Source organism: Alloprevotella tannerae ATCC 51259 (genome assembly GCF_000159995.1).
GTDB lineage: Bacteria > Bacteroidota > Bacteroidia > Bacteroidales > Bacteroidaceae > Alloprevotella > Alloprevotella tannerae.
This window is the reverse complement of sequence record NZ_GG700642.1, coordinates 1,138,496-1,165,486: the sequence shown is the minus strand read 5'-3', so window position 1 is coordinate 1,165,486 and position 26,991 is coordinate 1,138,496. Positions and strand designations below refer to the sequence as shown.

Below are 26,991 nucleotides of genomic sequence, written 5' to 3'. Positions count from 1 at the left end.
GGGCTAATACTTGCCAACATTCAAAGTAAACAACGGCAGCGGCGGACTTCAGCATCCATCTCTGCCGTTTTCTTTTTGCCTGCTTTGGCTGGCGTGCGCCTTTCTCCTTCTTTCTTTCGCTGAAAGTCTCACATTGCCGGTCGCCGACTTCGTTTGCTTCCTTTTTTATCACGAGCGCAAACCTTTTCTCTCACGAGCGCACACGCTTTTTATCGTGAGCGCAAACCTTTGTTGTCGTGATAAAAAAGGGTAGCGCCCAATCTTAGTGACTTGCAAAAGGCGGCATAAACGGTGAAAAATAAAGTTGCGCACGCTCCATTTGTCAACCTTACCAAATCGGAGGTGAACTTGTAGACGAGCAATGCCGTATGCAGATAGAGCAGATCTTGTTACGGATCAAAAGACATGGCACTTGCGGGTTTCAATTTGCCGATTTTCTCGATGGAAGATGAAATTTTCTTGTTAAAATAGTTGTATCGGGGGGGGGATTATTAACTTTGCAGGCGCGAAAAGACTATTGACGATTTGCGAAAGGCAAACGCCGATGGCTATTCGCTTGATTTAATGCACCATAAAACGCACTTTGATTAACCTTTTCTCCTTTGAGGAGATTGAGAACCAAGATAAAATGAAATATAGAAACCTTCGCAGCGCCTGCTGCCTGATCCTGTTTTGCTGTCACTTCGCCATTCTTTTTGCGCAACGCATCGACGGACGCGTCACTGACGCGCAAGGCGTGGGACTGCCTTATGTAAACATCAGTATCTTGACCTTGCCCGATTCGGCTTTTGTCGTGGGGACAACAACCGGCGAGGATGGGCATTTCCGGTTGGACATACCGGTTGGAAATCATACTGTAAAAATCACAGGCCTTGGCTACGCCGCGCAGTATCGCGCCTGCACACCGCAGGACTTGGCCCGCATTGTGCTGCAAGATGCCGACAGCCAACTGGGAGAAGCCGTCGTGCGCGCAGAGCGCCCCAAAGTGTTGGTCAAAGGCGAGGGGCTGAAAACCATCGTGGCCGGTTCGGTGCTCGAAAAGAATGCTACGATAGAACGACTCTTAGAGTGTATCCCCAATGTCAGTGTGCAGGGCGACAAAGTCGTCGTCTTCGGCCGCGGCGAAGCTTTGATCTATATCAATGGTCGGAAGATGAGAGACAAAAGTGAGTTGGACCGACTCACACCCGATAACATCAAAGACGTAGAAACGATTCTCAACCCCGGTGCACGCTATCCGGCGGCTACGAAAGCCGTCGTACGCATCACTACGAAAAAGCCGCTCGGCGAGGGGTGGGCCGTAGATGCTCGCCTGCACGCTGATGTCAATGAAAAAGGCACGTGGAACGAGTGGACGCGCGTGGGGCTGAATTATAGAAAGAAGCGCTTGGATCTAAACTGGTACTTGGAGGCTAATGATTATGACAACTATAGTGAGAAATGGTTTGAATTGGATGCTTACTTGGCGCATACCTGGCAACAGTCTCTGTCTATCTCCGGGCATAACAGCGCGAAAGCATTTGATACAAATTTTTCTGCAGCTTATCAGATAGCTCCCGACCACTCTATCGGAGGGCGTCTGACTTTTTTACCGGATCGTCCATCGATGTCCTTTCTTCAAAGTAACCAAATAAGGCGAAACGGCGCGCTGGTTGAAACCGGTCTCGGCAAATTAGAGCAGGGGGCAGGAAGTTTTGAGCACTCGTGGGGGAGCAGCTTGTATTATGTGGGTAAAATCGGCCCCCTTATGATCGACTGGAGCGGCGATTGGTGGCAGAAAAATCAGCGCGATGCGCTTGAAACGCAAGAACAGTTTACGCCGGCCGGTGGCGTGATGCAGCAGAATGAAGTGAAAACGCAAACTAAGACTGACAACAAACTACTGGCTTCAAGGCTGGTTCTGACTGCGCCAATTTGGGAGGGATCTCTCTCCGTCGGCGGCGAATATTCCGGGACACGCCGCTTGACAGATTACACCATTCTGCCCGTAGGCTTGATACCGGAGACTCATAATCAGTTCAGGGAATATTATAGCTCGGCCTTTGCCGAATATGGACGCAGTTTCGGCCCGCTCGATGTAAACCTTGGCCTGCGCTACGAGCACGTAGACTTCAATTATTACAATGCCGGTGTCCGCGTGGCGGAACAAAGTCGCATCTACAACAACCTTTTTCCCTCCATTACGCTGTCTATGCCGCTCGGAAAGCTACAAACGCAGCTCTCCTATGGGGCGGATATCGAAAGACCACCTTATTATATGCTCGGAAGTGGGATTCAATATGACAACCGCTATACGTACGAGACGGGAAACCCATTTCTTGTGCCTGCAATCAGTCGCAACTTGTCGCTGACTTTGTCGTATAAATGGCTACTCTTTAACGCCATCTATCTGCATTTGACCGACCCGCTACTGACTATGATGAGATCTTACGAGAACAACCCCGAGATTATGCTGAATCGACCCGAAAACGGCCCGAAGGCAGATCGTTTGTTTCTGTCGGCGACTTTGCAGCCCGTTGTAGGCATTTGGCATCCACAATTTCGCGCCACAGTGACCAAACAATGGTTTAATATGCCTACGCCTTTTGATGTGGGGCTTTATCGCGCCCAAGCTACGCTACGGATAGATAATGCTTTTGATACGAAATGGGGCTATTGGCGCCTTATAACCACGCTCCAGACGACGGGAAATGAAGATAACGGATATAATCCCAAGCCTTATTTCTGCACGTCCTTGTCTTGGTATAAATCTTTCTTGAAAAACAAACTGTCCATTGAGTGTTACTTGTATGATCTCTTTGGCACGGGCGATAATTATGGGAGGATTTATTCGGGTGCGCAGTATACTGCGAAACAACATATTTATAGTATGAGCAATTTTTCTATCACGCTGCGCTATAAATTTAATACGAGTTCCAGCAAATACAAAGGAAGTTCTGCCGGCTCGGCGCAGCGTAATCGTATGTAAGGACTTGGTGCGGGCGTTGGCGCAATGTGTGGTTGCGGGCGCTTGATGCGGCAGATCGAAGCTGGGCAGGAGGGCGTTTCGTTGCGGGACGTGCCGGCCGGCATCTGCGTGGCGGTGGCTTACAACCGAAGCGGGAAGCGCTTGGCGAGCCTGCGCATCGCACGCTGATCCGTCTTCGTTTAACAAGCGCAAACTTTCAGCCTGATAAATTATGCTTTCAAAATGTTTGTAAAAGGATAGAGTGGTCGCAAAGTTTAAGTCGCTTAGATTTCTATTTGAAAGGCGGACGAAAAAAGTGCTTTTTCGTCCGCCTTTTTCCGTGTCTAAATTTTGTGTTTCCTGCACTATTCCACTATATTTGTGCCATTATTAACCCAAAACACGTTAAACACACATTAGAATGAAGACTGATTTTGAGATAGCCAGAGAAACGCCGCTCAAACCCATCACAGAAATAGCTGAATCAATCGGCGTGCCGACGACGGCTTTAGAGCCTTACGGCAAATACATAGCCAAGGTGCCTTATACGCTGATTGACGAGGCGAAGGTAAAACAATCGAATCTGATCTTGGTCACTTCGATCACGCCAACCAAAACCGGTAATGGCAAAACCACGGTCAGCGTCGGTCTGGCTTTAGGTATGAACAGGATAGGCAAGAATGCGATCGCCGCATTGCGAGAACCATCGCTGGGCCCTTGTTTCGGAATGAAGGGCGGTGCAGCCGGCGGCGGCTATGCCCAAGTATTGCCGATGGAGAAAATAAATTTGCACTTCACGGGCGACTTCCACGCGATTACTTCTGCTAACAATATGATCGCGGCCTTGCTTGACAATCATATTTATCAACGTCGCGAGGAAGGATTCGGTATGCGCGAAGTTCTTTGGCGCAGAGTCTTAGACGTTAATGACCGCAATTTGCGCAATATCATCACCGGACTGGGCAGCAGAACGGACGGCGTAATGAGCGAGGGCGGTTTTGACATCACGCCGGCTTCAGAAATTATGGCGATTTTCTGTTTGGCAAAAGACGAAGCTGACTTGCAGCGCCGTATAGAAAACGTTGTGCTCGGCGTGACGCTTGATGGAAAACCTTTGACGGTAAAAGATCTCGGCGTGGCGGGCGCAATCGTCGCTATCTTGCACGATGCGATTCACCCGAATTTAGTGCAGACGACGGAGAACACACCGGCGTTTATCCACGGCGGACCTTTCGCCAACATCGCCCACGGCTGCAACAGTGTGCTCGCTACAAAAATGGCGATGACCTTTGGCGATTACACCATTACTGAAGCAGGCTTCGGCGCAGACTTAGGTATGGAGAAGTTCTTCGACATTAAGTGTCGCAAGGCCGGACTCTCTCCCAAGTTGACCGTACTCGTAGCTACGGCGCCTGCACTGAAGATGCATGGCGGTGTAGATGAGAAGGAGATCAAGACGCCTAACCTCGAGGGCATCAAGCGCGGATTGGCTAATATGGACAAGCACATTGAGAACATCAAGGCCTTCGGCCAGACTGTCGTAGTATGCTTGAACCGCTTCCCGACCGACACTGACGAAGAACTTGATCTCGTTCGCCGCCATTGCGAAGAGTTGGGCGTGGGCTTTGCCATCAACACTGCCTTTGCGGATGGTGGAAAGGGAGCTGAAGATTTGGCACGCCTCGTCGTGGAAACGATCGAGAAAAATCCTTCTCGTCCGCTCACCTTTATGTATGAAGATGAAGACGACATCGAAACGAAGGTGCGCAAGGTTTGCCAGAAAGTTTACGGCGCAAAGGACGTAATCCTCAAGCCTGCTGCCAAGAAGCAGTTGGCTCGCATTCGCGAGTTGGGCATCGAGCATTTCCCCGTCTGCATCGCGAAGACGCAATATTCCTTCTCGGAAGACCCGAAAGCATACGGCATGCCGAAAGATTTCGACATAACGATTCGCGACTTTGTCATAAATTCCGGCGCCGAAATGATTGTTGCCGTAGCCGGAAGTATTATGCGTATGCCCGGATTGCCCAAGAGTCCGCAAGCAGAGCGCATCTACGTGGTAGATGGTGTGATTGAAGGACTATCATAACAAAGAGCAACAATTCGAATTTTCGATATACAGATCCAAAAGATTGCAGGAGCGCAGCGCAAGCATTGCTCCTGCTTTTTTTGTGCTCAAAAGTAGAATCGTTGGGGCGGTTTGCTTGTCCCCGCGATCTTAGCTGCCGGTCTGTTGGCGGCCATTCCGAAGTCTTCCGTCGCATTGTTGCAAGCGGCCGGCGAGGGCTTTGCTTCTTAAACATCCTGCTGTGAAGGACTCGTTCTCACGCGTTATCTCTTCCTTCTGATTTACCCTTCGCCTTGTCGCCGGCTTCGTCTGCAACGCGTGGAATAGTTCGTTGCTATGCTCATCTTCAGTAGGCCTTAGCCTTGCTTCATTTATCGTTTGCTGCCGGCAAACGATAGTATGCTCGCACCCAACCATCGTTTGCTGCCACCAAACCATCGTTTGGCCCGAGCAAACGAAGCAAAAGCGGCAAGGCATAGCGCGAAAAGCTACCTTCAACGTTCGCAATGACGCGGCCGGCTGTTTGCAAGCTTAGCCTTGCGGCTCATAGAAAACGCTGTCGGAGAGTCCTGCAAGGTAGCATCTTGCAGAAGTCGTGTCTACGTCTTGCGTAGCCTTGTCAGCCTCTGTTAGAAAAGCCACGAAAAAGCCCGACAGCTGATGGGTCAAGCTGTCGGGCTAAATGTTGTAGTCGTTAAACTACCGGCTTATTTAGACAAAGCTACTTCCAACTCGTTCTGTAATAGCTCATTGCCCGGGTATCCCCCTTCGTTGAGGTTGTCCCACGCCTTGCTGCCGTCTTTATTTATGATCATGTAAGACGGAATGCCGGGCACTTGCAACAGCGTCAAGAGGTCTTTCCACTGTGCATCGGTCAAGCGGTAGTGATCCCCGGCAATGTTGGGAATCATTTGATCCCAGTTGGCCTTCGGACTGGTTTCGCCCGTGACATACACGAACTCAACGCCCTTTTTCTGGAGGGCCGGCTTAATCGCATCGACCTCTTTCATCGCCATACGGCACGGGCCGCACCAAGTAGCCCAAAAGTCGATGAGCACTACCTTTCCGGCATAGTTTTTCTTGATGGCATCGAGAATGGCCATACCTTTCAGTTTGCTGTCGACCGACTTTATATTGTAAGGACCTGCATTTGTTTGTGCTTGTTCCGTTTTTGCCGGCGCTGCTTCAGCGGCCGGCTTATTTTTTGCGCATCCCGTAGCTGCTGTGAGCAATAAGGCTGCGGCAAGAATCATTGTTTTCTTCATACTTTTTTGACTTTAATTAAATAGATGACGGACAAGATGCCCTAATTACTACACGCCTTAGTCGATTTTTTTGATCAACTCGCGGAAAATCTCGGCCATCAGGGGCTGAACTGCGTTGGCAGCCTTCTGAACTTCTTCGTGACTTACCTCAACTATTTTTCCCTCTACGCCTAAGTCGGTGATAATGCTGATACCAAAGCAGCGGATGCCGCAATGGCGCGCTACGATTACTTCTGGAACAGTGCTCATTCCCACGGCGTCGGCACCAAGCAGTCGATACATCTTATATTCGGCCGGCGTTTCATAAGTTGGGCCTTGGTCGGCCAAATATACGCCTTCTACAACCTTGATGCCCTTTTCGCGTGCTATGTTGCGCGCAGCTTCCAAAAAGGCGCGGTCGTAGGCTTCCGACATATCCGGAAAACGCGGTCCCGTCGGGATATTCGGTCCGTGGAGCGGGTGCTCCGGTTGGAAGTTGATGTGATCTGTAATCAACATCAAGTCGCCGATTTCGAAGTCAGGGTTTGTGCCGCCTGAGGCATTGCTTAAAAAAAGATTCTTGATGCCGAGCGCATACATAACTCGCTCAGGGAAAGTTACCTCCTGCATCGTGTAGCCCTCGTAGTAGTGGAAGCGTCCTTCGAGCGCCATAATGGGTTTGCCGCCCAAGTGGCCGAAGATTAAGCGGCCGCTATGGCCTTCCACAGTAGAGACGGGGAAATTAGGAATGTCCTTGTAGGGAAATTCGTCGACCACGTCTATTTCTTGGGCCAATTTGCCTAAACCTGTACCGAGAACGATCGCTGTTTGCGGACGTAAGGCAGTGTGTGCCTGAATCCATTCTGCCGTTTCTTGAATTTGTGCTAAGTAGGTCATATGAAAAGTTTTTATTGGTTTGTTATTGTCTTGTAAATTTTGATTCTCGCCCCACACATCTTTATATATAGAGGCGCGAATATTAGCCGGTCGGCTTCAATGCTTGGTGGCGGGCCGTACGTTTCTTAATCGCTTACGGAGATCTTGCGCAAAGGCCTCTTCTTTCTCTAACAAGAAGCGTACCGTGATGGGCTGAACGAGCAAATGATTGCGTATTTCGTCGCTCAGACCGCGTAAATGGCGTAGGCGCGCTGCATCTTTCTCTGTCGTGATCGCCCATTTCTCTTTTCCGGGCAAGTCCTCGAAAGCGCGATTGATGTGCTCAGCGTCGCGCACGGAGAAACGGTGATGATCCGGATAGTTGAGGGATTTCACTTGTGCGCCTTGGGCGGATAGGTGATGGAGTAGGGGCGCAGGATGTGCGATGCCGCTGACCACTAATAGCGCTTTGTCGGTCAACGATGGCACGGCTTGCTCTGTAAAGAGCGCATAAGGCGCGCCATAGGTCATCGTCGTAAAATAAAGGCTTTGCTCTGGTCGCGGGGAAAGCAAGGTGCGAATGGTGTCGGCCTGCGCGACGGTCAACGAGTCGGGACATTTGGTGACAATGATCATATCTGATCGCCGACTGCCCGAAATCGGCTCGCGTAAACGGCCTGCCGGCAACACGCGATCCAGTGGATAGAGGCGGGAATAGTCAGTTAGGAGGATATTAACGTCGCGAAAGATGTACCGGTGTTGATAGGCGTCATCTAATAAAAGGAGTTGGGGCGGCCGATCCGTCTTCTGCAAGCGCGCTGCGCCGTTCACGCGATTCTCATCTACCGCTACGACCACGTCAGGATGATGCAACTTTAGTTGTAATGGTTCGTCGCCGACCAAGGCTGCATCCTCTTCTGCGGAAACCAAGCGAAAGCCGCGCGTCGTCCGACCATAGCCGCGGCTTAATACGCCGAGGCGAAACGCTGGTTGGAGCAAGCGAATCAGATAATCGACGTGGGGCGTTTTTCCCGTTCCCCCGACGGCCAAGTTTCCGACAGAGATTACCGATACATCGGCTTTCTTTGTCGGAAGTAGCCCGCAATCGAAGGCTTTGTTGCGCAAAGTCATCACGCCGCCATATATTGCCGCCAAAGGCGCAAGCATCCCATAGCCGCGCTTTTGAAAAAACGGTGCAGCGATGGGATGCAGTGGTGTGGTGGAAGGCGGTGTTTGCATTGGCGCAAATTGAATTGTTCGAATAAGGCTTACGGCGCGAGTCAGAAAGAAGACTTGCTCACGCCGCAGCAGGCCTTAGCGAATGTTGAGTGCGCTATACATGCGAGCTTGCAAGCAGTCGCGTCCTTGAAGTGAGGAGACGAAGCGCAGCGGATCGTAGTAGACGCCCAAACTGCGGCGCAATTTGCGATCCATATAGTCGTCTTGTTGCCGTTGTAGATAATCTGTCAGCCAGTCTGTGATGTAAGGTACGCGGCGAACGTCATATTTCTCCAGTTTTGCCAAGCGTGCAGCCTCTTTGATGGCATCTTCTAAAGTGCCCAGTTGATCTATGAGGCCTAATTTCAAGGCTTGGCGTCCTGTCCAGACACGTCCCTGTGCAACCTGATTGATTTGCTCCACAGTCTTGTTGCGGCCGTTGGCCACACGCTTGAGGAACAATCCATAACCCCGGTTGACGTAGTTTTGGAGGGCTTCCCCCTCTGCTGCTGTCATACCTCGGCCCATCGCACCAAAGTCTGACGCTTCGTTAGTCTTAACAATGTCGAAATGCAGCCCGAGTTTCTCTGTCATCAGCCCACTGAAGTCAGGAATCATTCCGAAAATGCCGATGCTACCCGTAACCGTGGTGGGGTCAGCAATGATTTTGTCGGCGCCACAGGAAATATAGTATCCGCCTGAGGCCGCAGTACCGCCCATAGACACGACTACGGGCTTTTTCTTCTTTAGCAATTCAACGGCGTGCCAAATCTGCTCGGAGGCATACGCACTGCCACCGCCTGAATTGACGCGCAGAACAACAGCTTTAATGTTGTCATCGTTGGCCAGTTCATCCAGATCTTGAATTACTTGATTGCCGACAATTTCATCGCCGCGCAAGCCGCCTGAACTTGTCGACGCATCGACGATATCTCCGTAAGCGTAGTAAACGGCTACCTTATTTTTGCGTCCTTTTTCAGTTTCGAGTAGCGAAAGCGTGAAAGGATCTACCATCGAAACGCGATTTCCGCCTACCATATCGCGCAGAACGTTGCGCACTTCTTCAATGTAGACGAGTTTATCCACAAGCTTTTCATTGATATATACACTTGGGTCGGCAAAGTTTTGATACTGGTTGGCGTAATTATTGATGGCCTCAACCGGTAAGCGGCGCGACTGCGCTACTTCTGTGCAAAGATCTTTCCAAAGTCCGCCAAGGAGGAAGGCCGTCTGTTCGCGGTTCTCCGGACTCATCTCTGTGCGTGTATAGGGTTCAACAAAACTTTTGTACGTCCCGACGCGGAATACTTGCATCTTGACGCCTACCTTTTCCAATAAATCCTTGTAGAAAATGGGGTTAGAACTTAAGCCGTGCCAATCAAGCATGCCTACCGGATTTAAAAGAACTTTGTCAGCCACCGAACAAACGTAGTAAGAACCTTGTGAATAAGAGTCAGCATAAGACACAATAAACTTACCCGATTTCTTAAAATCAATCAGCGCCTTACGGATCTCCTGCAATGAAGCCACGTCCGTCGAAACCACGCCACCGTCCAAGTAAATTCCTTCGATGCGCTTATTATCTTTAGCCACGCGGATAGCTGATAAAATATCGTCGAGCCCTTGTTCGTCCGCCATCGGGTTGCCTAAAATCGAGGCGAGCGGATTTGCGCCAGCCGATCGCTCGGATATGGTCCCGCTCAGCGTGATTTTTAAGACAGAATGTCGAGCTATGGTAGGCTTCATACTGTCTGATAATGAAACAACAAATAACATAACAAGGCCCATCGCCATAGTAAATGCACCCATGATAAACATGCCGAGCATCGTGGCCAGTGTATATTTAAAGAAGTCCTTCATAAGGTTTTGTTTGAATCGTTTTTATTTGAGGATGAGTTCTACGGGGCAGTGATCAGAGCCCATAATATCGTTGTGGATATTGGCTTCGACCAATCGGGGTTTGAGTCGTTCTGATACGAGGAAATAATCGATGCGCCACCCCGTATTTTTTTCGCGGGCCCTAAAGCGGTAGCTCCACCAACTGTAAGCTCCCGTCAAGTCGGGATGGAAATAACGAAAAGTATCGATGAATCCGTTTGAGAGCAGTTGCGTCATTTTTTCGCGTTCCTCGTCTGTGAAGCCTGCATTACGGCGATTTGTCTTCGGGTTCTTGAGGTCAATCTCCTGATGCGCCACGTTCATATCTCCACATACAATCACCGGTTTATGAGCATCCAGTTTATGCAAATGCGCTTGAAAGGCTTCTTCCCAAATCATTCGATAGTCCAAGCGGCGCAACTCATCTTGCGAGTTGGGCGTATAGACGCAAACCAAATAGAAGTCGTCCAATTCTAACGTGATTACGCGCCCCTCGTGATCGTGCTCATCTATGCCGAGTCCTATCTGAACGCTGAGCGGCTTGTGCTTCGTAAAAATCGCCGTACCCGAATATCCTTTCTTCTCCGCATAGTTCCAGTACGACTCATAGCCATCAAAGGCGATGTCCAACTGGCCTTCCTGCATCTTTGTCTCTTGCAGGCAAAAGAAGTCGGCGTCTATCGCGCGGAAGATATCTCTGAAGCCTTTGCCGTCGACCGCTCGCAGACCGTTTACATTCCAAGATATAAATTTCATGTTGTTTATCTGTTGAAGTAAGTTATCAACGCTGCTCCGTCTTTTTTAGAACGTTCAGCGCTGTCTTTTGTTTATTCGGAGAACAATTTGGAAACATTCCATTTTCTCGAACGTAGGCAAAGGTAAACAATAAATCCTGAACTACTTCCTTTTTCTTTTATTTCTCACATCCTGGTGTTTGAGAGGCGTTTTTCGCAGAAGCGAACCGATAAAGCCGCTTAGTGTTATTTTTCTACAATGAGCCGGCGCGGCAGATTTGTAGAGGTAGACGCTTGAATTTGTAGAGAGAATATGTATTTTTGCTTCCTGCTGTTTAATTGCAGTGCGAAATTGACAATGAAAATATTGTTTGACTACCAGGCCTTTTATATACAAGATGCAGGTGGAGTATCGAATAGCTTCGTCCAATTGATGCGCCATCTGCCCTCATCTACGGAGGTTAAGTTGGCTATGCGCGAAAGCGACAACGTACATTTGCAAGGGCAGTCCTTTGCGCAGGACGTTCACCCCGCAAGTTGCACGAAGCGCAATTTTATTTCTACCCGCCACTATCCGCTCAAGGGCGACTTGTATAAAGTTTTCAGTAAGTTAGCTCCGGGATCCACTACGCTTGGCCGTAATAAGCGCTATGCCATCCGGTTGCTCGAAGCGGCCGATTATGATATTTTTCACCCCACCTTTTTCGACGAGTATTTTCTGCCGCATCTCCACGGCCGCCCCTTTGTCTTGACTATTCATGATATGATCCCCGAGTTGTACTTCAAGCGTGGGGATATGCAGATTGAGCGTAAGCGCCACTTAGTAAAGCATGCGGCCCATATCGTAGCCGTTTCGGAGCATACGAAAGCTGATATTGTGGAGCTGTTGCACGTTGATCCGCAGATGATCAGCGTGATTCATCACGGTCCTCCCGCACTGTTGAAGCCCGCTCATCGGCAGATTTTTGACTTCCCCTATCTGCTTTACGTGGGCAAGCGAACTTCCTACAAAAACTTCGCCGCGATGCTCCCGGCTTTGCAGCATTTTTTTCGCGAACATCCTGATTGGCGTATGGTTTGCACGCTGGTGCCGTTCACGAAAAAGGAGTTGGCAGCCTTTTCTGCCTTAGGTCTTGCGCAGCATTTCGTATTCGCGCGTCCTGATGATGCGGAGTTGCTGGCCCTGTATAGAGATGCGCAGGCCTTTATCTTCCCTTCTCTTTACGAGGGTTTCGGTATTCCCATTTTGGAGGCATACCAAATGGATTGCCCCGTATTATTGAACCGGAAGAGCTGTTTCCCGGAAGTGGCCGGCGAGGCTGCGCTCTATTTTAATTTAGATGAGACGCAAGATAATCTCTTAGATTGTTTGCAAACTTTGACCGCGATGTCGACGACTGCAAAAGAAGAACTCTTAAGCCGGCAGCGCGGGCGCTTGAAAATCTATGCTTGGCAAAAGGCGGCCAATGCACTGCACGACGTCTATCTGAAAGTGAAAGCACAAGGTGGCAGAGCTAAAAGATAAACGCTTGGCGATGAAGCCCTTTGTCGGAAAAAGTGGCTAAGGAATACAAAGAAAAGAGCAGCTTACTTCTTGAAAGTAAACTGCTCATTCTTACTCTTGTCGGAAAGAGGCGATTCGAACGCCCGACCCCTACGTCCCGAACGTAGTGCGCTACCAACTGCGCTACTTTCCGATTAAGCGTTGCAAAAGTAAGGAGAAAAACTTATACCGCCAAGGGTTTATCTTTATTTTTTTACGTTTATATCAATCACCATCTTGGGTTGCTTTGGATCGTTCGTGATTAGCAGAATGCGGTGGCGACCTTTGACTGTCTGTGCCGTAGCGCTGATAGAGATGCGCATGCGTTCTTGTGCGCCGGCCGGAATCTTGCGATGATTGATTCTTACGCTAATGCCCGGATTGTAGACCTGCAAGGCCTGAATCAAGAGGGGTGCAGTGCCCTTATTGGTGAGCCATAATTCTGTGGTCACCTTCTTCTTTCCCTGCATCGTCAGGTTGACCATCGTGCTGTCAAGCACGGCTTGCGGCTGATTACCTCCTTTTTTCGTAGCATCTACTTTGGGTAGCAGCGTAGTAGATACGTTTATTTCGTTCGTCTTGCGGATACGGTCACCGGGATAAGCAGACAGATAGACGGCCGTTTGCGTTAAGCCCATATTACGTAGCAGGTTCGAGTTTAGGCGGAATATGATTTTACCTGCTCTGTTTGGGTGAATAGACGTGGGAACAACCGTTGCGCTCAGATATTTAGGCAGGTGCATCACGGTGGGCCGCATACTTTTCGTTCCGGCGTTGAATATGCGCACGACGGCTTCCGGCTGGTCGCCTCTGTTCACATCGTCAAATTCTATCTCGTCCGCGTTAAAACATAAGTTTCCATCGCGGTACGCAAAGTTGCTCACATCGTCGACGTCCTCCATCCTGACGACGCCGAAAATCGAAAGCAGAAACGGCGCAGTCTGTTCGTTGGTATATATCTCAATGTCTCGCGTGAAATGGCCTAAGAGTTCAGCATCGTAGCGCACACGAATCGTCGTCGAAGAATCGGGCGCAATCGGCTTATCGTCCCATTGGGCAGCCGTACAGCCGCACCCCGTCTCCACCGCTTTGAGGATCAGCGGCGCATTGCCCTTGTTGGTAAGCGTAAAATTTGCTTCTTTGGCATTATGCCAAATCAGTTTGCCCAGATCTATTTGCTCTCGGGAGAAAACGATGCGCGGTTGGGCCTTTGCCGTCAAGCAGAGGGCAAAGACTATTGAGAATAAGGAGAGGATACGCTTCATCAGAAGTAGCTATTTTCGGCGAAGGTACGAAAAAAACAAGACTTTTGCCCCGTCCGAGCGCATTCTAAGCATAGGATGGGGCGAATTATGAGGTTTTCAACTCGTGTCGTCGCCCTTTCATCGGCCCTGCCGGCCGCTTTTCCACTGAATCATAATGTGCAAGGCAGGACTTGCCCATCGTCGCTGCAAGTATCAGATGGCTACATCTTTATATTGTTCCGCATAGCGCGTAAAATACAATTCTACAAACGAGCACCGGGGGCGTATCTTCTTACCTTTTTGGCGCGCATAATCGACGGCTGCGGCCAAAAGTTCTTTTCCCAAACCCTCGCCTTTGTGTTCGGGGCTTACTTCGGTGTGGGTGATGACGAAGACGTCAGGGTTTTCCCAATGAAACTCCATAATGCCCACTTCTTCATTGTCGATCAGTAGCTTGAAAGCTCCCGTTTTGCCGTCGTCTGTCGTTTGAATGCTCAACATAGTCTTTTGTTTTTTCAGTAAATGACAGTTTGTTATCTGCTACGAATGTATCATTTCTTCCTGAGCTTTGCAAGAAATGTGCCGAGCTTTGTTTCTTCTGCTGCAAGAAACGCCATTCTGCACCGCCTTTCCCCATTGGAAAAGAGGAATAACGGACAAAAATAATGACGCTCCGGATTGGTAAAGGCAGAGGACAAACTATGCGATGAGGCAAAGATGGAAAACCGAGTATCAAAAGTCGACTTCTCGAGTGTGTTCTCGTGATAAAAATGGTTTACGCTCGTGATAAAAATTGCTTCACCTCACGAGCGTAAACTCTTAACTTGGATTTTTCATCCTTCCATTACTTATGCTTGTGTGTGTAATTTTCTGATTTTCTGTGCTTTTAATCCAAGTCTTGGGCGCTGCTAAAGACCGGGCCTAAAGATTAGCTCAAATGCGGCGTGCGCGGTCTAAGTTTGAAGCGCCTACAGCTGAAGCTTGCCGATAAAAAAGCCCGACAACGAAACTGTAGCTTCGTTGTCGGGGATGTATATTTTGCAGCCTTGGCAGCTGTTGTCAGCGTTTATTGCTCGTTTTCAGGCAGGTGCTGGCGGTAAGCTTCAAGCTGCTCGACCGTCGTGTTGAGGATGAACGTATTGTGCTTAGCAATCTCAGCTTCAACAAAGTTGGCGTAGACGCGCACACTGTTGTCGAAGAGTTCCGGAGCCTCCGTCGCGTTGTGGAGCAAGAGGTGGAGCATAATAACATTGGCTGCAATCTCTACCAAGTGGCGCGCGCAGAAATCGAGCGCTTCCTGACTTTCCATTGCTTTGACATGGTCTACGGCTGCTGCGAAGGTGTCGGCCATAGCGCGAGCGCGTTCTTGGATAGGACGCAGTGCTTCGCTTACTTCAGCTTGCTCGAAGTCGCGCATTTGTTTGAGGTAGCTGCCGTTGGTTACGTAGCGGATGGCGGCTACTACCTGCAACTGTGTCGTACCTTCGTAGATGCTCGTGATGCGGGCGTCGCGATAGAAGCGCTGGATAGGGTAATCGAGCATAAAACCTGAACCGCCGTGGATCTGAATACTGTCGTAGGTATTCTGGTTGGCGTACTCGGAGTTGATACCCTTAGCTAACGGCGTCAAAGAATCGGCCAATTTAGCATATTCTTTCTGCTCTTTGCGCTCGTCTGCCTCTAACTTGCGCTCGCGACTGATGTCTTCGAGGGCTTTGTAAAGGTCTACGTAGCGGGAGCATTGATAGAGGAGGGCGCGACCTGCGTCTAATTTAGCTTTCATCAGGGCTAACATATCGTAGACTGCGGGGAACTCGATGATGGGCTTGCCAAACTGCTGGCGATCTGCGGCGTAAGCCAAGCCTTCGTTGTAGGCCGCTTGCGAGATTCCTACGCTTTGGGCTGCGATGCCGAGGCGTGCGCCGTTCATCAAAGCCATCACGTATTTAATCAAGCCGAGTTTGCGGTCGCCACAAAGCTCTGCGTGTGCATTCTTGTAGACGAGTTCGCAGGTGGGCGAGCCGTGAATACCCAGTTTGTTTTCTATGCGGCGCACATTCACACCGCCTTGGCGCTTGTCGTAGATAAACATTGAAAGTCCGCGGCCGTCGGTCGTTCCTTCTTCAGAACGTGCGAGGACCAAATGAATATCTGCATCGCCGTTGGTGATGAATCGCTTGACGCCATTCAGCAACCAGCAGCCGTCTTTCTCGCTGTAGGTGGCCTTTAACATTACGCGTTGGAGGTCAGAACCGGCATCCGGCTCCGTTAAGTCCATCGACATTGTTGCGCCTTCGCAAACGCGAGGAATGAAGCGGCTGTGTTGATCTTCATTGCCAAATTCGTAAAGCGTTTCGATGCAGTCTTGCAGACTCCAGATATTGCTGAAGCCGGGGTCAGACGCGGCTACGAGCTCTGCACACATCGTGTAAGGCGTGATGGCAAAGTTTAAGCCGCCGAAGCGTCGGGGCATCGTCATTCCATTCATACCGGCCTTGACCATTGCCTCCATATTCTTTTCCGTACCTGAAGCGTAACGCACGCGGTCGCCTTCGTGGTGCGGCCCTTCCAAGTCTACGCCTTCTGCATTATCGGCAACTGTTGTCCCGGCAATGTCTCCTACGATGTCCAAAACGCGCTCGTAAGAGTCCATTGTGTCTTCAAAATCAAGCGGGGCATAGTCGTAGGTTTCTTTGTCGTGGAAATTGCGCTCCTTGAGTTCGACAATGCGCTTCATCAATGGGTGGTTCAGCTCGAAACGCAGTTCGGGGTGATCCGTATAATTGTTGGCCATAGTTTATTTGCTGTTTTCCTTGTAATACTTAATTAACTTCGGCACGACTTCTTCGACGCTACCCGTGATAACATAGTCGGCAAGCGCGTTGATCGGCGCTTCGGGATCCGTATTGATGGAGATAACGATGCCGCTCTCCTTCATACCGGCTACGTGCTGAATGGCGCCGGAGATACCGCAAGCGATGTATACTTTAGGACGCACCGTAACGCCGGTTTGTCCGATTTGCAGGTCGTGTTCGCAGAAACCTGCGTCGACGGCTGCGCGACTGGCACCGACTTCGCCGTGAAGTTCGTCGGCCAAATGGCGGAGCAAGTCGAAGCCTTCTTTAGAGCCTACGCCGTAGCCGCCGGCAATGACGATTGGTGCGCCCTTCAGATTGTTCTTCGCCTTTTGTACTTCGCGCTCAATTACTTTTACAACGTAATCTTCGGCGGGCACAAACTTGTCAACCTCTTCATAAACGACCTCGCCCTTGTAGTTGGGGTCTACGATTTCTGCCTTCATCACGCCGCTACGCACAGTAGCCATCTGCGGACGGTGATCCGGGTTGACAATCGTTGCGACGATGTTGCCGCCAAAAGCGGGGCGGATCTGATAAAGCAGGTCTTTGTACGTCTTATTGTTCTTCTTGTCCTCAAAATCGCCGATTTCAAGGTCTGTACAGTCGGCCGTCAAGCCGCTGGTCAACGAAGAAGATACGCGCGGACCCAAATCGCGGCCGATAACCGTAGCGCCCATTAGGCAAATCTGCGGCTGCTCTTGCTTAAAGAGGTTTACAAGAATATCCGTGTGGGGCTTTGAGGTGTAAGGAAAGAGTCCTTCGCCGTCAAATACGTGCAGCTTGTCGACACCGTAAGAGAGAATTTCCTTCTCCACCTTACCTTTGATGCCGGATCCTGCAGCAACCGCTTCAAGCTGTACGCCGAGGCGGTTAGCAAGTTTGCGACCCTTTGTCAGCAGTTCGAGACTGACTTCTTCAATGGTCGTCTTGTCTATTTCGCAATATACAAATACGTTATTCATAATGATAAGCCCTTCTTTTGCTCCCTTTTCTGCTTGCTGCCCGCCGAAGCTTGTCGGCGCTGCGCACACATTATATTATATATAAGGAAGCGAGAGGTTTTGTTGTGATAGCTGAATGTGAGTATAAAGGTGCGCCGTGCCTCCTTGAAAGGAGAAGGCCTTGCGAGCGCTTAACCAATAGTGTTGTTCTCTAAAAGTTCTTTGACCAGCGTTTCAACATCTGCGTCTTTACCCGTCAGACGTTTGCTCTCTTTAGCCTTAAAGACAATGTTACGAACGGCCTTTACCTTAGTCGGCGAGCCCGATAAGCCGCATTGCTCCAGATCAGCGTCGACGTCAGTCGCACCCCATTGCGTAACGTTCAGATAAGGCTTCCGCTCATACTCTTCAGCGTAAGGCAAACCTTCTTTAGGGCGTTCCATCGGTGCAGAAGCGCGTTTGTACTTCATCACAAGTTTGGCGTTGCGTGGGCGGCAAGGCGCTGCGTCGCCGTTAACTGTGAGCAGAATGGGTAGCGGAGCTTTTACGCGCTCCACGCCGCCGTCGATGTGGCGCGTGAGCGTAATCTCCTTATCTTTCACTTCGTCAATGCTCGTCACATAAGTCACTTGATCCAAGCCGAGCTTCTGTGCCACTTGCGGGCCCACTTGCGCCGTGTCGCCATCGATAGCTTGGCGGCCGCCGATCACAATGTCGGGAACGCCGATTTTGCGAATAGCCATAGACAAGGCGTAACTCGTTGCCAAAGTATCTGCACCGGCAAAGGCGCGATCTGTCAGCAAATAGCCGCCATCTGCGCCGCGGAAAAGTCCCTCGCGGATCACGTCAGTTGCGCGCGGAGGTCCCATCGTCAATACTTGTACAGTAGATCCCGGGTGAAGATCTTTCAGGCGTAGCGCCTGCTCCAGTGCATTTAAGTCTTCCGGATTGAAAATAGCCGGCAGCGCCGCTCTGTTCACGGTGCCTTCCGGCGTCATTGCATCCTTTCCGACGTTGCGTGTATCGGGCACTTGCTTAGCAAGCACAACAATTTTAAGACTCATACTTACGATTGTTCGTTTTTATATTCTAATAATCAACTTAATCGCCGCAAAAGTACGTAATTATTGCCGATGAACCAAGCTGTAAGGTGCTTTTTCTGCACAAAACCACCCGTATCTGTGCGAAATTCGTCTTCTTTTTTGCGCAGTTTTACAAATCTTTTGGATCGGTGATCACGACTTTCGCCGCCCGATGTGCGGAAAAGCATCAATAAATGATGGTGTCCTGCAAAAGAGCCGCTGTCTCGTATGATTTTATATTTGAAGCTGTAGAAAAAAGATGATGATCGAACTTACACATACGCAAACAATAGCCGCAATATACGTAAGTTTTGCGGCTTCAATAATAAGTTTTGAAATTCAAAGGGTGGGGACAAAAATTCCAAAGGTAGGAACTAAAATCCGCACAAGTAGGAATTGAAATTTCTATAGGTCGGAATTTTACGCCCAACCCATAGCGGCGTCAACGATAAAGCATCCCATTGTAATGTCCTAGAATTAGTTGACAACTTTGGTTTCTTAATTTCATTCTTCTTTGACAAGTTTATTTGCTAAGTTCAGCTAGGCTTGTCGTGTTCTTTTCTTAACTACATAGTTAGTTGACAGTTGTCTTCTAATTGCAAAATTACTCTTTTATTTTCTTGTTGCGGTTGTTTCTGCCTCCTTCTTTTATTGTTTGACATTAATAATGTGTGCCGAGGAAGTTATGCCGTCAACCTTCCGACTTCTTCCATTGGCGTTCTCATCTGCAGACTCTGATGCGGTCTGAGCGTGTTGTACAGGTCGATGGCTTTCTTTGTAAGGCGCCTGACCTGCTGCAGACTTTTGTCTTCTGTACTGAAGAGCCATCCGTTCTTGAGCGTATTGTTCATCCTCTCGGCCAGGGCGTTGTGCAATGGGTCTCCGGTTTGTGTCATACTTATTTGTATTCCAAGAGATTTGAGTTTGTCGACGTACTCATTGCAGCAGTATTGCACGCCGCGGTCGGAGTGGTGTATGAGTTGCGAGAGTTCGACATTATACTTTCTGTAGAAATCGATGGCCATAGAGAGGGCTTTCATCGGACCTTGTCTCTCAAGGGTCGGATGCAGGCACCAGCCCACGATCAGACGTGAAGCGGCATCGGTTACCAAGGAGAGATAGGCCCAACCTGAAGAGGTTGCCACGTAGGTGATATCCGTAACGCACAGCTCGCCGAAGCGGGTGGGATGTAGCTTGGGCCTTGTGTTGAGAAGGTCTTCATAGATGTGGTAGTGGTGATTGGAGTTGGTCGTCCTTGGGCGCTTGCGACGGCGAAGGCACAGACCGTTAGAGCGGAAGAGCTCATAGCATTGGTCGCGCCCGATGGTAAACTTATCTGCATATTTGCGACGGCATAGCTCGTAAAGGATGCGTATGCCGGCCTTGGGTAAAGAGGTGCGGAGCTCCTGCGCATAGAATACGATGCTGCTGCGAAGGACGTCCAACTCCAAAGAACGATCCACATGGCGATAATATCCTTGTCTGCTTATGCCAAGATAACCGCAGAGTAAACTGACAGGATGACTTACTAGTTCCTGTCTTTCTTCTCCCTGCGACAAGGTCTTGATTACTTGGCAGCGGAGTTTTTTCGTATGCGGATGTTGTATTTCTTCTCGGCAAGGTCGATCATCGTCTTGTTGGCCAAACCATAAAGTTTTTCAACGGCCAATTCTTTTTCAAGACGTTTGATCTCTTTTTCATGAGCCTTGCGCTCGCGTAATAGCTGCGCTTGGAGCTCTTCGAGCTGAACGGGGATATCTTCTTTTTTCATAAGATATGCTACTGACGAGACGTCGGGTGAGCCATATTCGGTATAAATACGATGGAAAGTGCTTAAAGGGATACCATGACGAGAAGAGAACTCATGCAAGGTTAAGCCACTTGTTACATACTGATGTAATAACAGTATTTTCTCTGATTCATTGTACTGAGACATAAATTTTTACTCCTTTTTTGATTTAGAAAGTGTCAACTTATTCAGTACACTACACATTGCGCCGCCTTGCCTTTGTTGGCGTGTGGAGGCCTATTGGATTAGGCCGCGGCCTGCATCTTTTCCCGATAGATACCGTGTAAAGTGGCAAGCATTAGCACTTTCTCTCAAGTCTGCGCTTTGTATCTTTTTCGGTCGGTTTCTTCGCCTCCTTATCGAAGCTAAAACCGTAAGGAAAGAAGTAGAAAAGCAAAAAGACTCACCGCAATAGTCGGCAAGTCCTTTGCATAATTTTTCGTTGAGGGCCTTTTTGTGCTCAATAAACCTCGATATATTCCGCCTTTTCCGGCAGTTTTTCAGCTTTAAGTTGCTGTGCCGGTGTCGTTGATTCGCCTGATTTTCCATTATATCTCTGCATAAATTCGCTGAAGTGCTCGTGGCTCATTCTTAGCAAGTAGAAATATTCCTTGGGCTTCATTGTCTCATAGTTTTTCTTTGGGACGGCAATAGGTTGAGCCGTTATATTTTGAATGCCGGCACAGTCAAAATCATACCAGCCCGTATGGTCCGTTGCTTTGAGTATAAGTCCGGGTAAACCGCCCAGTTTCCACGGCCCGTTAGGTATAGGAATGTCTAAGGTAAACCAAGCTCTCCACGTCCTTCCGCGAAAGTTTGTCTCCGCCAGTTGGCAGGGATAGCCGGCGATGACCGAATCTTTCCCCAACATCTTCCATTTCATTTTGCTTATCGGCTCTTCATATTTGAAGTTGCATATATCTGTATAGAGATAAGTTAGTCTTCCCTCGGCCGGCAGTCCTTTGTACACATAATACCATTGCCCATAAATGTAAGGTTGAACTAGTTTGTGGAGCTGCGCTGTTGATACACTTCCGCGACGGTTGAGGCTATCCTCTATAGCTTTTAGGCGATGATGAAAATAGCTATAAAAGACAGAGCGTTCGTCTTGAATGTCAAGATACTGTACGTCTTTTGATTCATGAATAGCAATAGGGTCGGTATACTTCGTATTATAAACGATGCGCAAAGTCTTGACTGTAGATTCCTGCGCCCAAAGATTCTGTACGAACAATGCGGTGAGGATGAAATAAAGGAGGCGTTTGGCTTTCATAGCGATGTCTTTATTGCGTTTTTTGTTAATGACTTGGTTTCGTAAAACTAAAGAAGTGCTTCTTCTCTTTCCCAAATGAGGGCGGAAAGCCTTAGCATGAAACTTCATGTTGGCGATTAGGGTGAACTAAGCTTTGTTTACCTATTCCTTTTTGCTGAGATGTTGTACTAAATGAATATGTTTGGGTTCAATAAGTTTCAATATATGCCTCTTTGTTAAAAGGCTTGCCTATTTTGATTGGCTTTTCTTGCGTCTCCGCACTGATGGGAATAAGTCCAATTCTGCGCATAAACGCCTTGGGATCTTCATTCAGAAGCCTTTGTAAGTAAAAGTAGTCTTTGGGCTTTATTGTTTCATAATCTTTCTTGGGTATAGCGATCGGTTGAGCCGTTATGTTTTGGATGCCGGCGCATTCAAAAGAATAGAATCCCTTACTATCCGTTGCTTTGAGTATGAGTCCGGGCAAACCGCCAAGTTTCCACGGCCCGTTGGGTATGGGAATGTCTAAAGTAAACCAAGCTTTCCAAGTCTTTCCGTGAAAGTTTGTTGTCGCGAGTTGGCAGGGATAGCCGGCGATGATGGAATCTTTCCCCAACATCTTCCATTTCATATCATTCTGCTCTTCTTCGTACCTGAAATTAGCCAAATTCGTGTCGATAAATGTCAGTTTTTCTTCAGTTGGAAAGCCTTTATATATGTAATACCATTGTCCTTCTCGATAAGGAGAGGTTAGTTTCCTATCCTGTTCTAAAGTATAGGCGCGATGCTGATTGAGACTATCTATTATAGCCATAGTGCGGTGATGGAAATGGCTGTAAAAGATGGAGTGATCATCTTGTATTTCCAAATACATAGCGTCTTTATTTTGTTTGTTTTGTATGGGAATGGAATAGATGCTATTATAAACGATGCGCAAAGTCTTGACTGTAGATTCCTGCGCCCAAAGATTCTGTGCGAACAATGCGGTGAGGATGAAATAAAGGAGGCGTTTGGCTTCCATAGCGATGAATTGTGGAATTTTTTGATTGACATTTCCTTATTTGCAAACTTAAGAAAACAATTCCGGGTTGCAAAATAAAGTAAGGCAAAACGACTAATTCCCTCTTTTTTCTGAAAAAACGCTTTGTCAGTACTGATTCTCTGCTTAAGTTTGTGATGCCTAAAATTGCGTACAGCTATGAATCAACCAAACACGCCCTTCAATTGGCAACGGAAGTCAGCCTTTCGTCTCCTTTTTGTGCTTTTGCTGACAACCCTTGCTTCGACACTTTCCGCACAGACGTTGCACGGCATAGTGACAGATGGCAGTAATCATCGACTGAAAGGCGTTTCCGTCTCACTTTTAGACTCCTCCCGACTGATTCTCTCCTTTGCGATGAGCACGGCGGATGGGCGCTTTTCGCTGGAAGTGCCTGAGGGGAAGCGTGGAGCGCTGCTTCGCTTCAGCAGAATGGGTTATGCCGCCGATACATTAGATTTACAGGCGTTCAAAAACGGACAAACCGTAGTTTTAGGTGCACGCGAGCAAGCTTTGCGGGAAGTACAAGTCAGGGCGCAGGCCATTCGGCAGCGCGGCGATACGATCGATTATCTCGTCAGTCGATTCAAAAACGCCCAAGATCGCTCTATCGCCGACGTACTCAAGAAAATGCCCGGCTTGAAAGTGAGCGAGGATGGCGGCATCTCCTATCAAGGCAAGCCGATCAATAAGTTTTACGTCGAAGGTATGGATATGATGGGCGGCAAATACGCTATGGTCAGCGAGAACCTATCGGCCGACAAGGTGAGTAAGGTGCAAGTGATGGAGAATCATCAGCCCATCAAGGCGCTCAAAGATGTCTCTTTCAGTGAGAATGCTGCGCTCAACATCATCTTGAAGCCCGATGCCAAAGACGTATGGCAAGGCGCTTTAGACGGCGCTATCGGCTGCCAACTACAAGGCGATAAAGACCTTTTGGGCGATGTGCGGGCCATAGCGATGCTCTTCTCGCGGCGCAAGCAAAGCCTTTCGATGTATAAATTCAACAATACGGGCAAGGACATCCGCCAAGAGATCTCCCAAAAGTCGATTTTCGATGCCGCCGCGCCTACGGCGAGCGGATTTGTCTCTAATCTTTCGGCCGGCAGCGACGTTTTAAGCAATGAGCGCACCGCTTTTAACCGCACGCATATCTTTGGCAACAGTTGGTTGTTCAAACTTAGTAAAGATGCCGAACTGCGCACGCAGTTGACCGGCCTTTGGGATAAAAGCGCGGTCCGGCAACAATATCGCACAATCTATACCGACGTTGTCGGCGATTCCGTTATCGACGAAGTAAGCAGCGCCAACAGTTACCGAGCAGCGTATAGCGGCGAACTACTTTATATTATCAATTCCGACAAACTCTATTTGCGCAACACAGCGGCGGGCTACATCGACTTCAACCATAGCTTTGGCCAAGCGCAGCTCAACGGGCGCAGCGTCGTGCAGGCTGTCAGTCCGCACCGTAGCTATTTTAGCGATTACATCGACTTTGTTCGCAGATTCAGCGGCGGCAAATCATTCGGCATGAAGGCCTATTTTTCTTACAACTATCTGCCTTCTTCTCTCTTGCTCGCCGATAATTCTTGGCAGGTCCTCAATCAACACGCGCTCTATTGGGGCTTGTCCACCGACTTCCGCCATCGGCTCTTCGGCTTCAATATTACGTACGATGCAGGGCTGAATGGCGTGCGTCAACAGCTGCGTCTGCACAACTTTATGGCCCATCAGCGCTACATCGCAGCTGACAATAAGGCCTACCTTATCCCGCGTTTCGCCTACAAGACCGAGCGTTTTGAAGTTGCGCTCGATGCTGACGTCAACCTCTACCTGCGCCGACTCGACGACGAGCGGAAAGTCGACCTGACCGTCAATCCCACTTTTTTATTGGCCTATAAACCGACGGCCCGCTGGAGCTTTCGCTGCTATGCCGGACTGTATAAGGGCTTGCTCGAAGGCACGAGTGCCCTCGAAGCCCCGATTTTTACGAGCTACACGAGCCTGCGCTGCGGCAACGGGAAGCCCGATTTTGTGCGTTCGGCCAATCTTTCGGCCACGATAGCTTATAAAAATGTGCTCAAGGGTTATTTTGCCAATCTTAATATGCATACGAGTCGCACGGGTCACGTGTTGCTCTATCGCAATGCCTTACATCCCACTTACTTTTACTATCAAACCGTGCCGACCGATCTGCATACGCACAGTTCCAATTATAGTTTGGAGGGCGAAGTCAGCAAAAGTTTTGATTGGAAACACTTGCTGCTTTCCCTATCCGGCCAACAGAGTTGGAACAATAGTAACATGCTGCTCCAAACCTCCATCATTCCCCTCCGTATGCTCAATGGCGGCGCCAGAGCCTCCGTCTCTATACGCCCCGTGGCTTGGCTTTCATTGTTTGGCAAGACGGAATTTTCTTACAGCAAGCAGCAACGCCGCGATGCGCTCCGTGCGGCTTCGCCCACCTACTTATATTATCGTCATGCCCTGCGAGCCGGCGTCGTTTTCGGTGCGTGGCAGTTGAATTGGAACAATGAATTGTTTCACGACAACGATGATGCCTCCTCGGCCCACTTTTTTGCCGACGTGGATCTCCGGTATGTCAAGAAGCAATTCGAAGTAGGCTTTTACCTGCACAATATTTTCGGCCATTCCACCTTTGAACGCCGCTACATTACTTCGACCCAGCGCTCCTATACGCTCACGACGCTCCGCCCGCGCGAGTTCCTCGTTCGTGCAGCCTTTAGTTTCTGATGCGTACGGCTGATTTTTGTTTCCTTTTGTCCGTATAAGCCGGCAAAGATTCAAGCCTTTTGTCCACCTAAAGTGGAATATTTTCTACCCTCTACCACAAATAGCTTTATCGGCGTAGTCCTTTGCTCGCTCGAGATAGAACTTTGCGTTTTTTTCATCACAAACACCCCCTAAGGGTTCGTCTTTCAAAGCACTTAAGGCTTGGATTAAAAGGCAAAAATCACGAAAACGTGCGCACGAGCACAACCAATGGACGGGTGAAAATCCAAGTGGGGAGTTTGCGCTCGTGAGGTGAAACCTTTTTTCTCGTGAGGTGAAGCCTTTTTTGTCGTGAGCGCAAGCCTTTTTTATCGTGAGAACAAACTCGGCAAACCAACTTTTGAAGCTTCGTTTTCCTCCTCTGCATGCTCTCATTGCCTGACTTTCGCCTTAGGTAAATAGATCTTTTGTCGATAAACGTTTGTGCTTTCATGATATTTTTCTAATTTTGAGCGAGCATACAAGCTCCTGACTATTCGCATCTCTTGTTTCGCAGCTTCTTGCTTGCAAGAAAGCGGTAAACGACATTAACTTATGCAAACTCTAACCCTCACTTGCCGAATTAAAATCGTTTGTTGTCTGCTGCTTTTTGCCCTGTCTGCAATGGGGCAAAAGCAAAAGGCCATGCGTATTACCTACAAAGTTGTCTATACTTATAGCTCCGATTTAGCTCCTCGGCACGATGTAAGTTATTTAGACGTACAAGATGATGGCGTCTCTTGCTTTTACAGTCATTATTTTGTAAAAAGTCAGGAGATTCAAGACAGCATCAATCGTAGAGGGAGCGTTTCTGATGATATGGTGAGTAAGGCCATTGCGCCTTACGATGGTGGGCAACCCAACTTTGTATATAAGCATATCCCCGCAGAAGGGAAGTTGACGTTTACCACTTATCACGTGGATTGGTTCAAATATAGTGAGCCCATTCCCGCATTGCAGTGGAAAATAGAAGGAAAAGATTCGGTCATTGCCGGTTATCATTGTCAAGCGGCTACGACCTCCTTGCGCGGACGTCGGTGGCGGGCGTGGTTTACTTTGGACATCCCTGTATCTGACGGACCTTGGAAGTTGTGCGGCTTGCCCGGCTTGATTCTGCGCGCGACGGATGAGCAAGGATATTTTGATTTTGACTGCACGGGTGTTGCTTCGATTGAATTTCCTCCTATTGAATTAGCTAAAAACAACTATGTAAGTTGTACGCCCGAGGAGGCTTTCAAAATGGAGCAGGAACGTCGAGAAAATCCTTTAGCTTTTTTAAATCGCCAATTTGGAGGTCAGCAGCAATTTCCTGATGAATTGGTACGCAAAGCAGATCGCAGCAACAATGAGGAGGCAAAGAAAAAATTTACCTACATAGAAAGGTATGATTTGAAAGAGACGCATTGAATGGTATCGCGTAGTTAATCAACAAATAGGGAGGCAAGCTGAGCTTGCCTCTTGTCATAATCAGCCGTTTTTTGTACATTCGCCCAAGAATTTAAGCAG

Annotated in this window: 20 protein-coding genes and 1 tRNA gene; 5 read left to right on the top strand and 16 right to left on the bottom strand. The window is 48.9% G+C overall.

Features of this window, described 5'->3' with window-relative positions; translation table 11 throughout:
- Positions 1–628: 628 nt before the first annotated feature.
- Both GCWU000325_RS04885 and GCWU000325_RS04880 read left to right on the top strand, forming a co-directional pair.
- Entirely contained in the window at positions 629–2,968 is a 2,340-nt protein-coding gene (locus GCWU000325_RS04885; protein WP_154646579.1) for a TonB dependent receptor, read from the top strand.
- A 400-nt stretch (positions 2,969–3,368) separates the two neighbouring features.
- The gene (locus GCWU000325_RS04880) at positions 3,369–5,036 is read left to right on the top strand and encodes a formate--tetrahydrofolate ligase (protein ID WP_006255078.1); all 1,668 of its coding nucleotides are present in this window, start codon (positions 3,369–3,371) and stop codon (positions 5,034–5,036) included.
- A gap of 129 nt (positions 5,037–5,165) precedes the next feature.
- Here GCWU000325_RS04880 and GCWU000325_RS11950 read toward each other — a convergent pair whose 3' ends face one another.
- The 6 genes from GCWU000325_RS11950 to GCWU000325_RS04855 form a co-directional block, all read right to left on the bottom strand.
- Entirely contained in the window at positions 5,166–5,492 is a 327-nt protein-coding gene (locus GCWU000325_RS11950) for a hypothetical protein (RefSeq protein WP_154646578.1), read from the bottom strand.
- 230 nt (positions 5,493–5,722) lie between these two features.
- Complete coding sequence (locus GCWU000325_RS04875) at positions 5,723–6,280, bottom strand: TlpA family protein disulfide reductase (RefSeq protein ID WP_006255076.1); 558 nt, start codon at positions 6,278–6,280, stop codon at positions 5,723–5,725.
- Between the two features lie 57 nt (positions 6,281–6,337).
- On the bottom strand, positions 6,338–7,156 hold the full coding sequence (locus GCWU000325_RS04870) for a purine-nucleoside phosphorylase (protein ID WP_040598937.1): 819 nt from the start codon (positions 7,154–7,156) through the stop codon (positions 6,338–6,340).
- Between the two features lie 96 nt (positions 7,157–7,252).
- Complete coding sequence (gene lpxK / locus GCWU000325_RS04865) at positions 7,253–8,374, bottom strand: tetraacyldisaccharide 4'-kinase (protein ID WP_006255074.1); 1,122 nt, start codon at positions 8,372–8,374, stop codon at positions 7,253–7,255.
- Between the two features lie 75 nt (positions 8,375–8,449).
- The gene (sppA, locus tag GCWU000325_RS04860) at positions 8,450–10,213 is read right to left on the bottom strand and encodes a signal peptide peptidase SppA (RefSeq protein ID WP_006255073.1); all 1,764 of its coding nucleotides are present in this window, start codon (positions 10,211–10,213) and stop codon (positions 8,450–8,452) included.
- A gap of 21 nt (positions 10,214–10,234) precedes the next feature.
- Complete coding sequence (locus GCWU000325_RS04855) at positions 10,235–10,987, bottom strand: exodeoxyribonuclease III (RefSeq protein ID WP_006255072.1); 753 nt, start codon at positions 10,985–10,987, stop codon at positions 10,235–10,237.
- Between the two features lie 336 nt (positions 10,988–11,323).
- On the opposite strand from GCWU000325_RS04855, the gene GCWU000325_RS04850 reads away from it, so the two are divergent.
- Positions 11,324–12,490, top strand: a complete 1,167-nt coding sequence (locus GCWU000325_RS04850; protein WP_006255070.1) for a glycosyltransferase family 4 protein — start codon at positions 11,324–11,326, stop codon at positions 12,488–12,490.
- A 99-nt stretch (positions 12,491–12,589) separates the two neighbouring features.
- Here GCWU000325_RS04850 and GCWU000325_RS04845 read toward each other — a convergent pair.
- From GCWU000325_RS04845 to GCWU000325_RS04795, 10 genes are all read right to left on the bottom strand, one after another.
- Positions 12,590–12,662, bottom strand: a tRNA-Pro gene (locus GCWU000325_RS04845).
- A gap of 52 nt (positions 12,663–12,714) precedes the next feature.
- The gene (locus GCWU000325_RS04840) at positions 12,715–13,773 is read right to left on the bottom strand and encodes a DUF1573 domain-containing protein (RefSeq protein ID WP_006255069.1); all 1,059 of its coding nucleotides are present in this window, start codon (positions 13,771–13,773) and stop codon (positions 12,715–12,717) included.
- 192 nt (positions 13,774–13,965) lie between these two features.
- Positions 13,966–14,253, bottom strand: a complete 288-nt coding sequence (locus GCWU000325_RS04835) for a GNAT family N-acetyltransferase (RefSeq protein WP_006255068.1) — start codon at positions 14,251–14,253, stop codon at positions 13,966–13,968.
- A gap of 565 nt (positions 14,254–14,818) precedes the next feature.
- A complete protein-coding gene (locus tag GCWU000325_RS04830) occupies positions 14,819–16,546 on the bottom strand; it encodes an acyl-CoA dehydrogenase family protein (RefSeq protein WP_006255066.1) in 1,728 nt (575 codons plus the stop codon).
- A 3-nt stretch (positions 16,547–16,549) separates the two neighbouring features.
- A complete protein-coding gene (locus GCWU000325_RS04825; RefSeq protein ID WP_040599347.1) occupies positions 16,550–17,572 on the bottom strand; it encodes an electron transfer flavoprotein subunit alpha/FixB family protein in 1,023 nt (340 codons plus the stop codon).
- Between the two features lie 170 nt (positions 17,573–17,742).
- Positions 17,743–18,615, bottom strand: a complete 873-nt coding sequence (locus GCWU000325_RS04820; protein WP_006255063.1) for an electron transfer flavoprotein subunit beta/FixA family protein — start codon at positions 18,613–18,615, stop codon at positions 17,743–17,745.
- Positions 18,616–19,316: 701 nt separating this feature from the next.
- Positions 19,317–20,192: an IS3 family transposase gene (locus GCWU000325_RS04815; protein ID WP_040598933.1), complete on the bottom strand. Its 876-nt coding sequence runs from the start codon at positions 20,190–20,192 to the stop codon at positions 19,317–19,319.
- Positions 20,193–20,200: 8 nt separating this feature from the next.
- Entirely contained in the window at positions 20,201–20,569 is a 369-nt protein-coding gene (locus GCWU000325_RS11400; protein ID WP_006043733.1) for a hypothetical protein, read from the bottom strand.
- A 313-nt stretch (positions 20,570–20,882) separates the two neighbouring features.
- Complete coding sequence (locus tag GCWU000325_RS10970; RefSeq protein ID WP_169303820.1) at positions 20,883–21,695, bottom strand: GLPGLI family protein; 813 nt, start codon at positions 21,693–21,695, stop codon at positions 20,883–20,885.
- A 187-nt stretch (positions 21,696–21,882) separates the two neighbouring features.
- Complete coding sequence (locus GCWU000325_RS04795) at positions 21,883–22,695, bottom strand: GLPGLI family protein (protein WP_040598925.1); 813 nt, start codon at positions 22,693–22,695, stop codon at positions 21,883–21,885.
- A 177-nt stretch (positions 22,696–22,872) separates the two neighbouring features.
- Between GCWU000325_RS04795 and GCWU000325_RS04790 the strand changes: the two genes are divergently transcribed.
- Positions 22,873–25,467: a TonB-dependent receptor gene (locus tag GCWU000325_RS04790; RefSeq protein WP_006255054.1), complete on the top strand. Its 2,595-nt coding sequence runs from the start codon at positions 22,873–22,875 to the stop codon at positions 25,465–25,467.
- A gap of 573 nt (positions 25,468–26,040) precedes the next feature.
- Entirely contained in the window at positions 26,041–26,892 is an 852-nt protein-coding gene (locus GCWU000325_RS10965; RefSeq protein WP_083787973.1) for a GLPGLI family protein, read from the top strand.
- Positions 26,893–26,991 lie beyond the last annotated feature (99 nt).

Bases quoted from the DNA above. Each gene is read 5' to 3' on its own strand.
- GCWU000325_RS10965 (WP_083787973.1), top strand. From the start codon at position 26,041: ATGCAAACTCTAACCCTCACTTGCCGAATTAAAATCGTTTGTTGTCTG.
- GCWU000325_RS11400 (WP_006043733.1), bottom strand. From the start codon at position 20,569: ATGTCTCAGTACAATGAATCAGAGAAAATACTGTTATTACATCAGTAT.
- GCWU000325_RS04880 (WP_006255078.1), top strand. From the start codon at position 3,369: ATGAAGACTGATTTTGAGATAGCCAGAGAAACGCCGCTCAAACCCATC.
- GCWU000325_RS04870 (WP_040598937.1), bottom strand. From the start codon at position 7,156: ATGACCTACTTAGCACAAATTCAAGAAACGGCAGAATGGATTCAGGCA.
- GCWU000325_RS04795 (WP_040598925.1), bottom strand. From the start codon at position 22,695: ATGGAAGCCAAACGCCTCCTTTATTTCATCCTCACCGCATTGTTCGCA.
- lpxK (WP_006255074.1), bottom strand. From the start codon at position 8,374: ATGCAAACACCGCCTTCCACCACACCACTGCATCCCATCGCTGCACCG.
- GCWU000325_RS04875 (WP_006255076.1), bottom strand. From the start codon at position 6,280: ATGAAGAAAACAATGATTCTTGCCGCAGCCTTATTGCTCACAGCAGCT.
- GCWU000325_RS04790 (WP_006255054.1), top strand. From the start codon at position 22,873: ATGAATCAACCAAACACGCCCTTCAATTGGCAACGGAAGTCAGCCTTT.
- GCWU000325_RS04825 (WP_040599347.1), bottom strand. From the start codon at position 17,572: ATGAATAACGTATTTGTATATTGCGAAATAGACAAGACGACCATTGAA.
- GCWU000325_RS04820 (WP_006255063.1), bottom strand. From the start codon at position 18,615: ATGAGTCTTAAAATTGTTGTGCTTGCTAAGCAAGTGCCCGATACACGC.
- GCWU000325_RS04830 (WP_006255066.1), bottom strand. From the start codon at position 16,546: ATGGCCAACAATTATACGGATCACCCCGAACTGCGTTTCGAGCTGAAC.
- GCWU000325_RS10970 (WP_169303820.1), bottom strand. From the start codon at position 21,695: ATGAAAGCCAAACGCCTCCTTTATTTCATCCTCACCGCATTGTTCGTA.
- GCWU000325_RS04855 (WP_006255072.1), bottom strand. From the start codon at position 10,987: ATGAAATTTATATCTTGGAATGTAAACGGTCTGCGAGCGGTCGACGGC.
- sppA (WP_006255073.1), bottom strand. From the start codon at position 10,213: ATGAAGGACTTCTTTAAATATACACTGGCCACGATGCTCGGCATGTTT.
- GCWU000325_RS04885 (WP_154646579.1), top strand. From the start codon at position 629: ATGAAATATAGAAACCTTCGCAGCGCCTGCTGCCTGATCCTGTTTTGC.
- GCWU000325_RS11950 (WP_154646578.1), bottom strand. From the start codon at position 5,492: ATGCCTTGCCGCTTTTGCTTCGTTTGCTCGGGCCAAACGATGGTTTGG.
- GCWU000325_RS04835 (WP_006255068.1), bottom strand. From the start codon at position 14,253: ATGTTGAGCATTCAAACGACAGACGACGGCAAAACGGGAGCTTTCAAG.
- GCWU000325_RS04850 (WP_006255070.1), top strand. From the start codon at position 11,324: ATGAAAATATTGTTTGACTACCAGGCCTTTTATATACAAGATGCAGGT.
- GCWU000325_RS04840 (WP_006255069.1), bottom strand. From the start codon at position 13,773: ATGAAGCGTATCCTCTCCTTATTCTCAATAGTCTTTGCCCTCTGCTTG.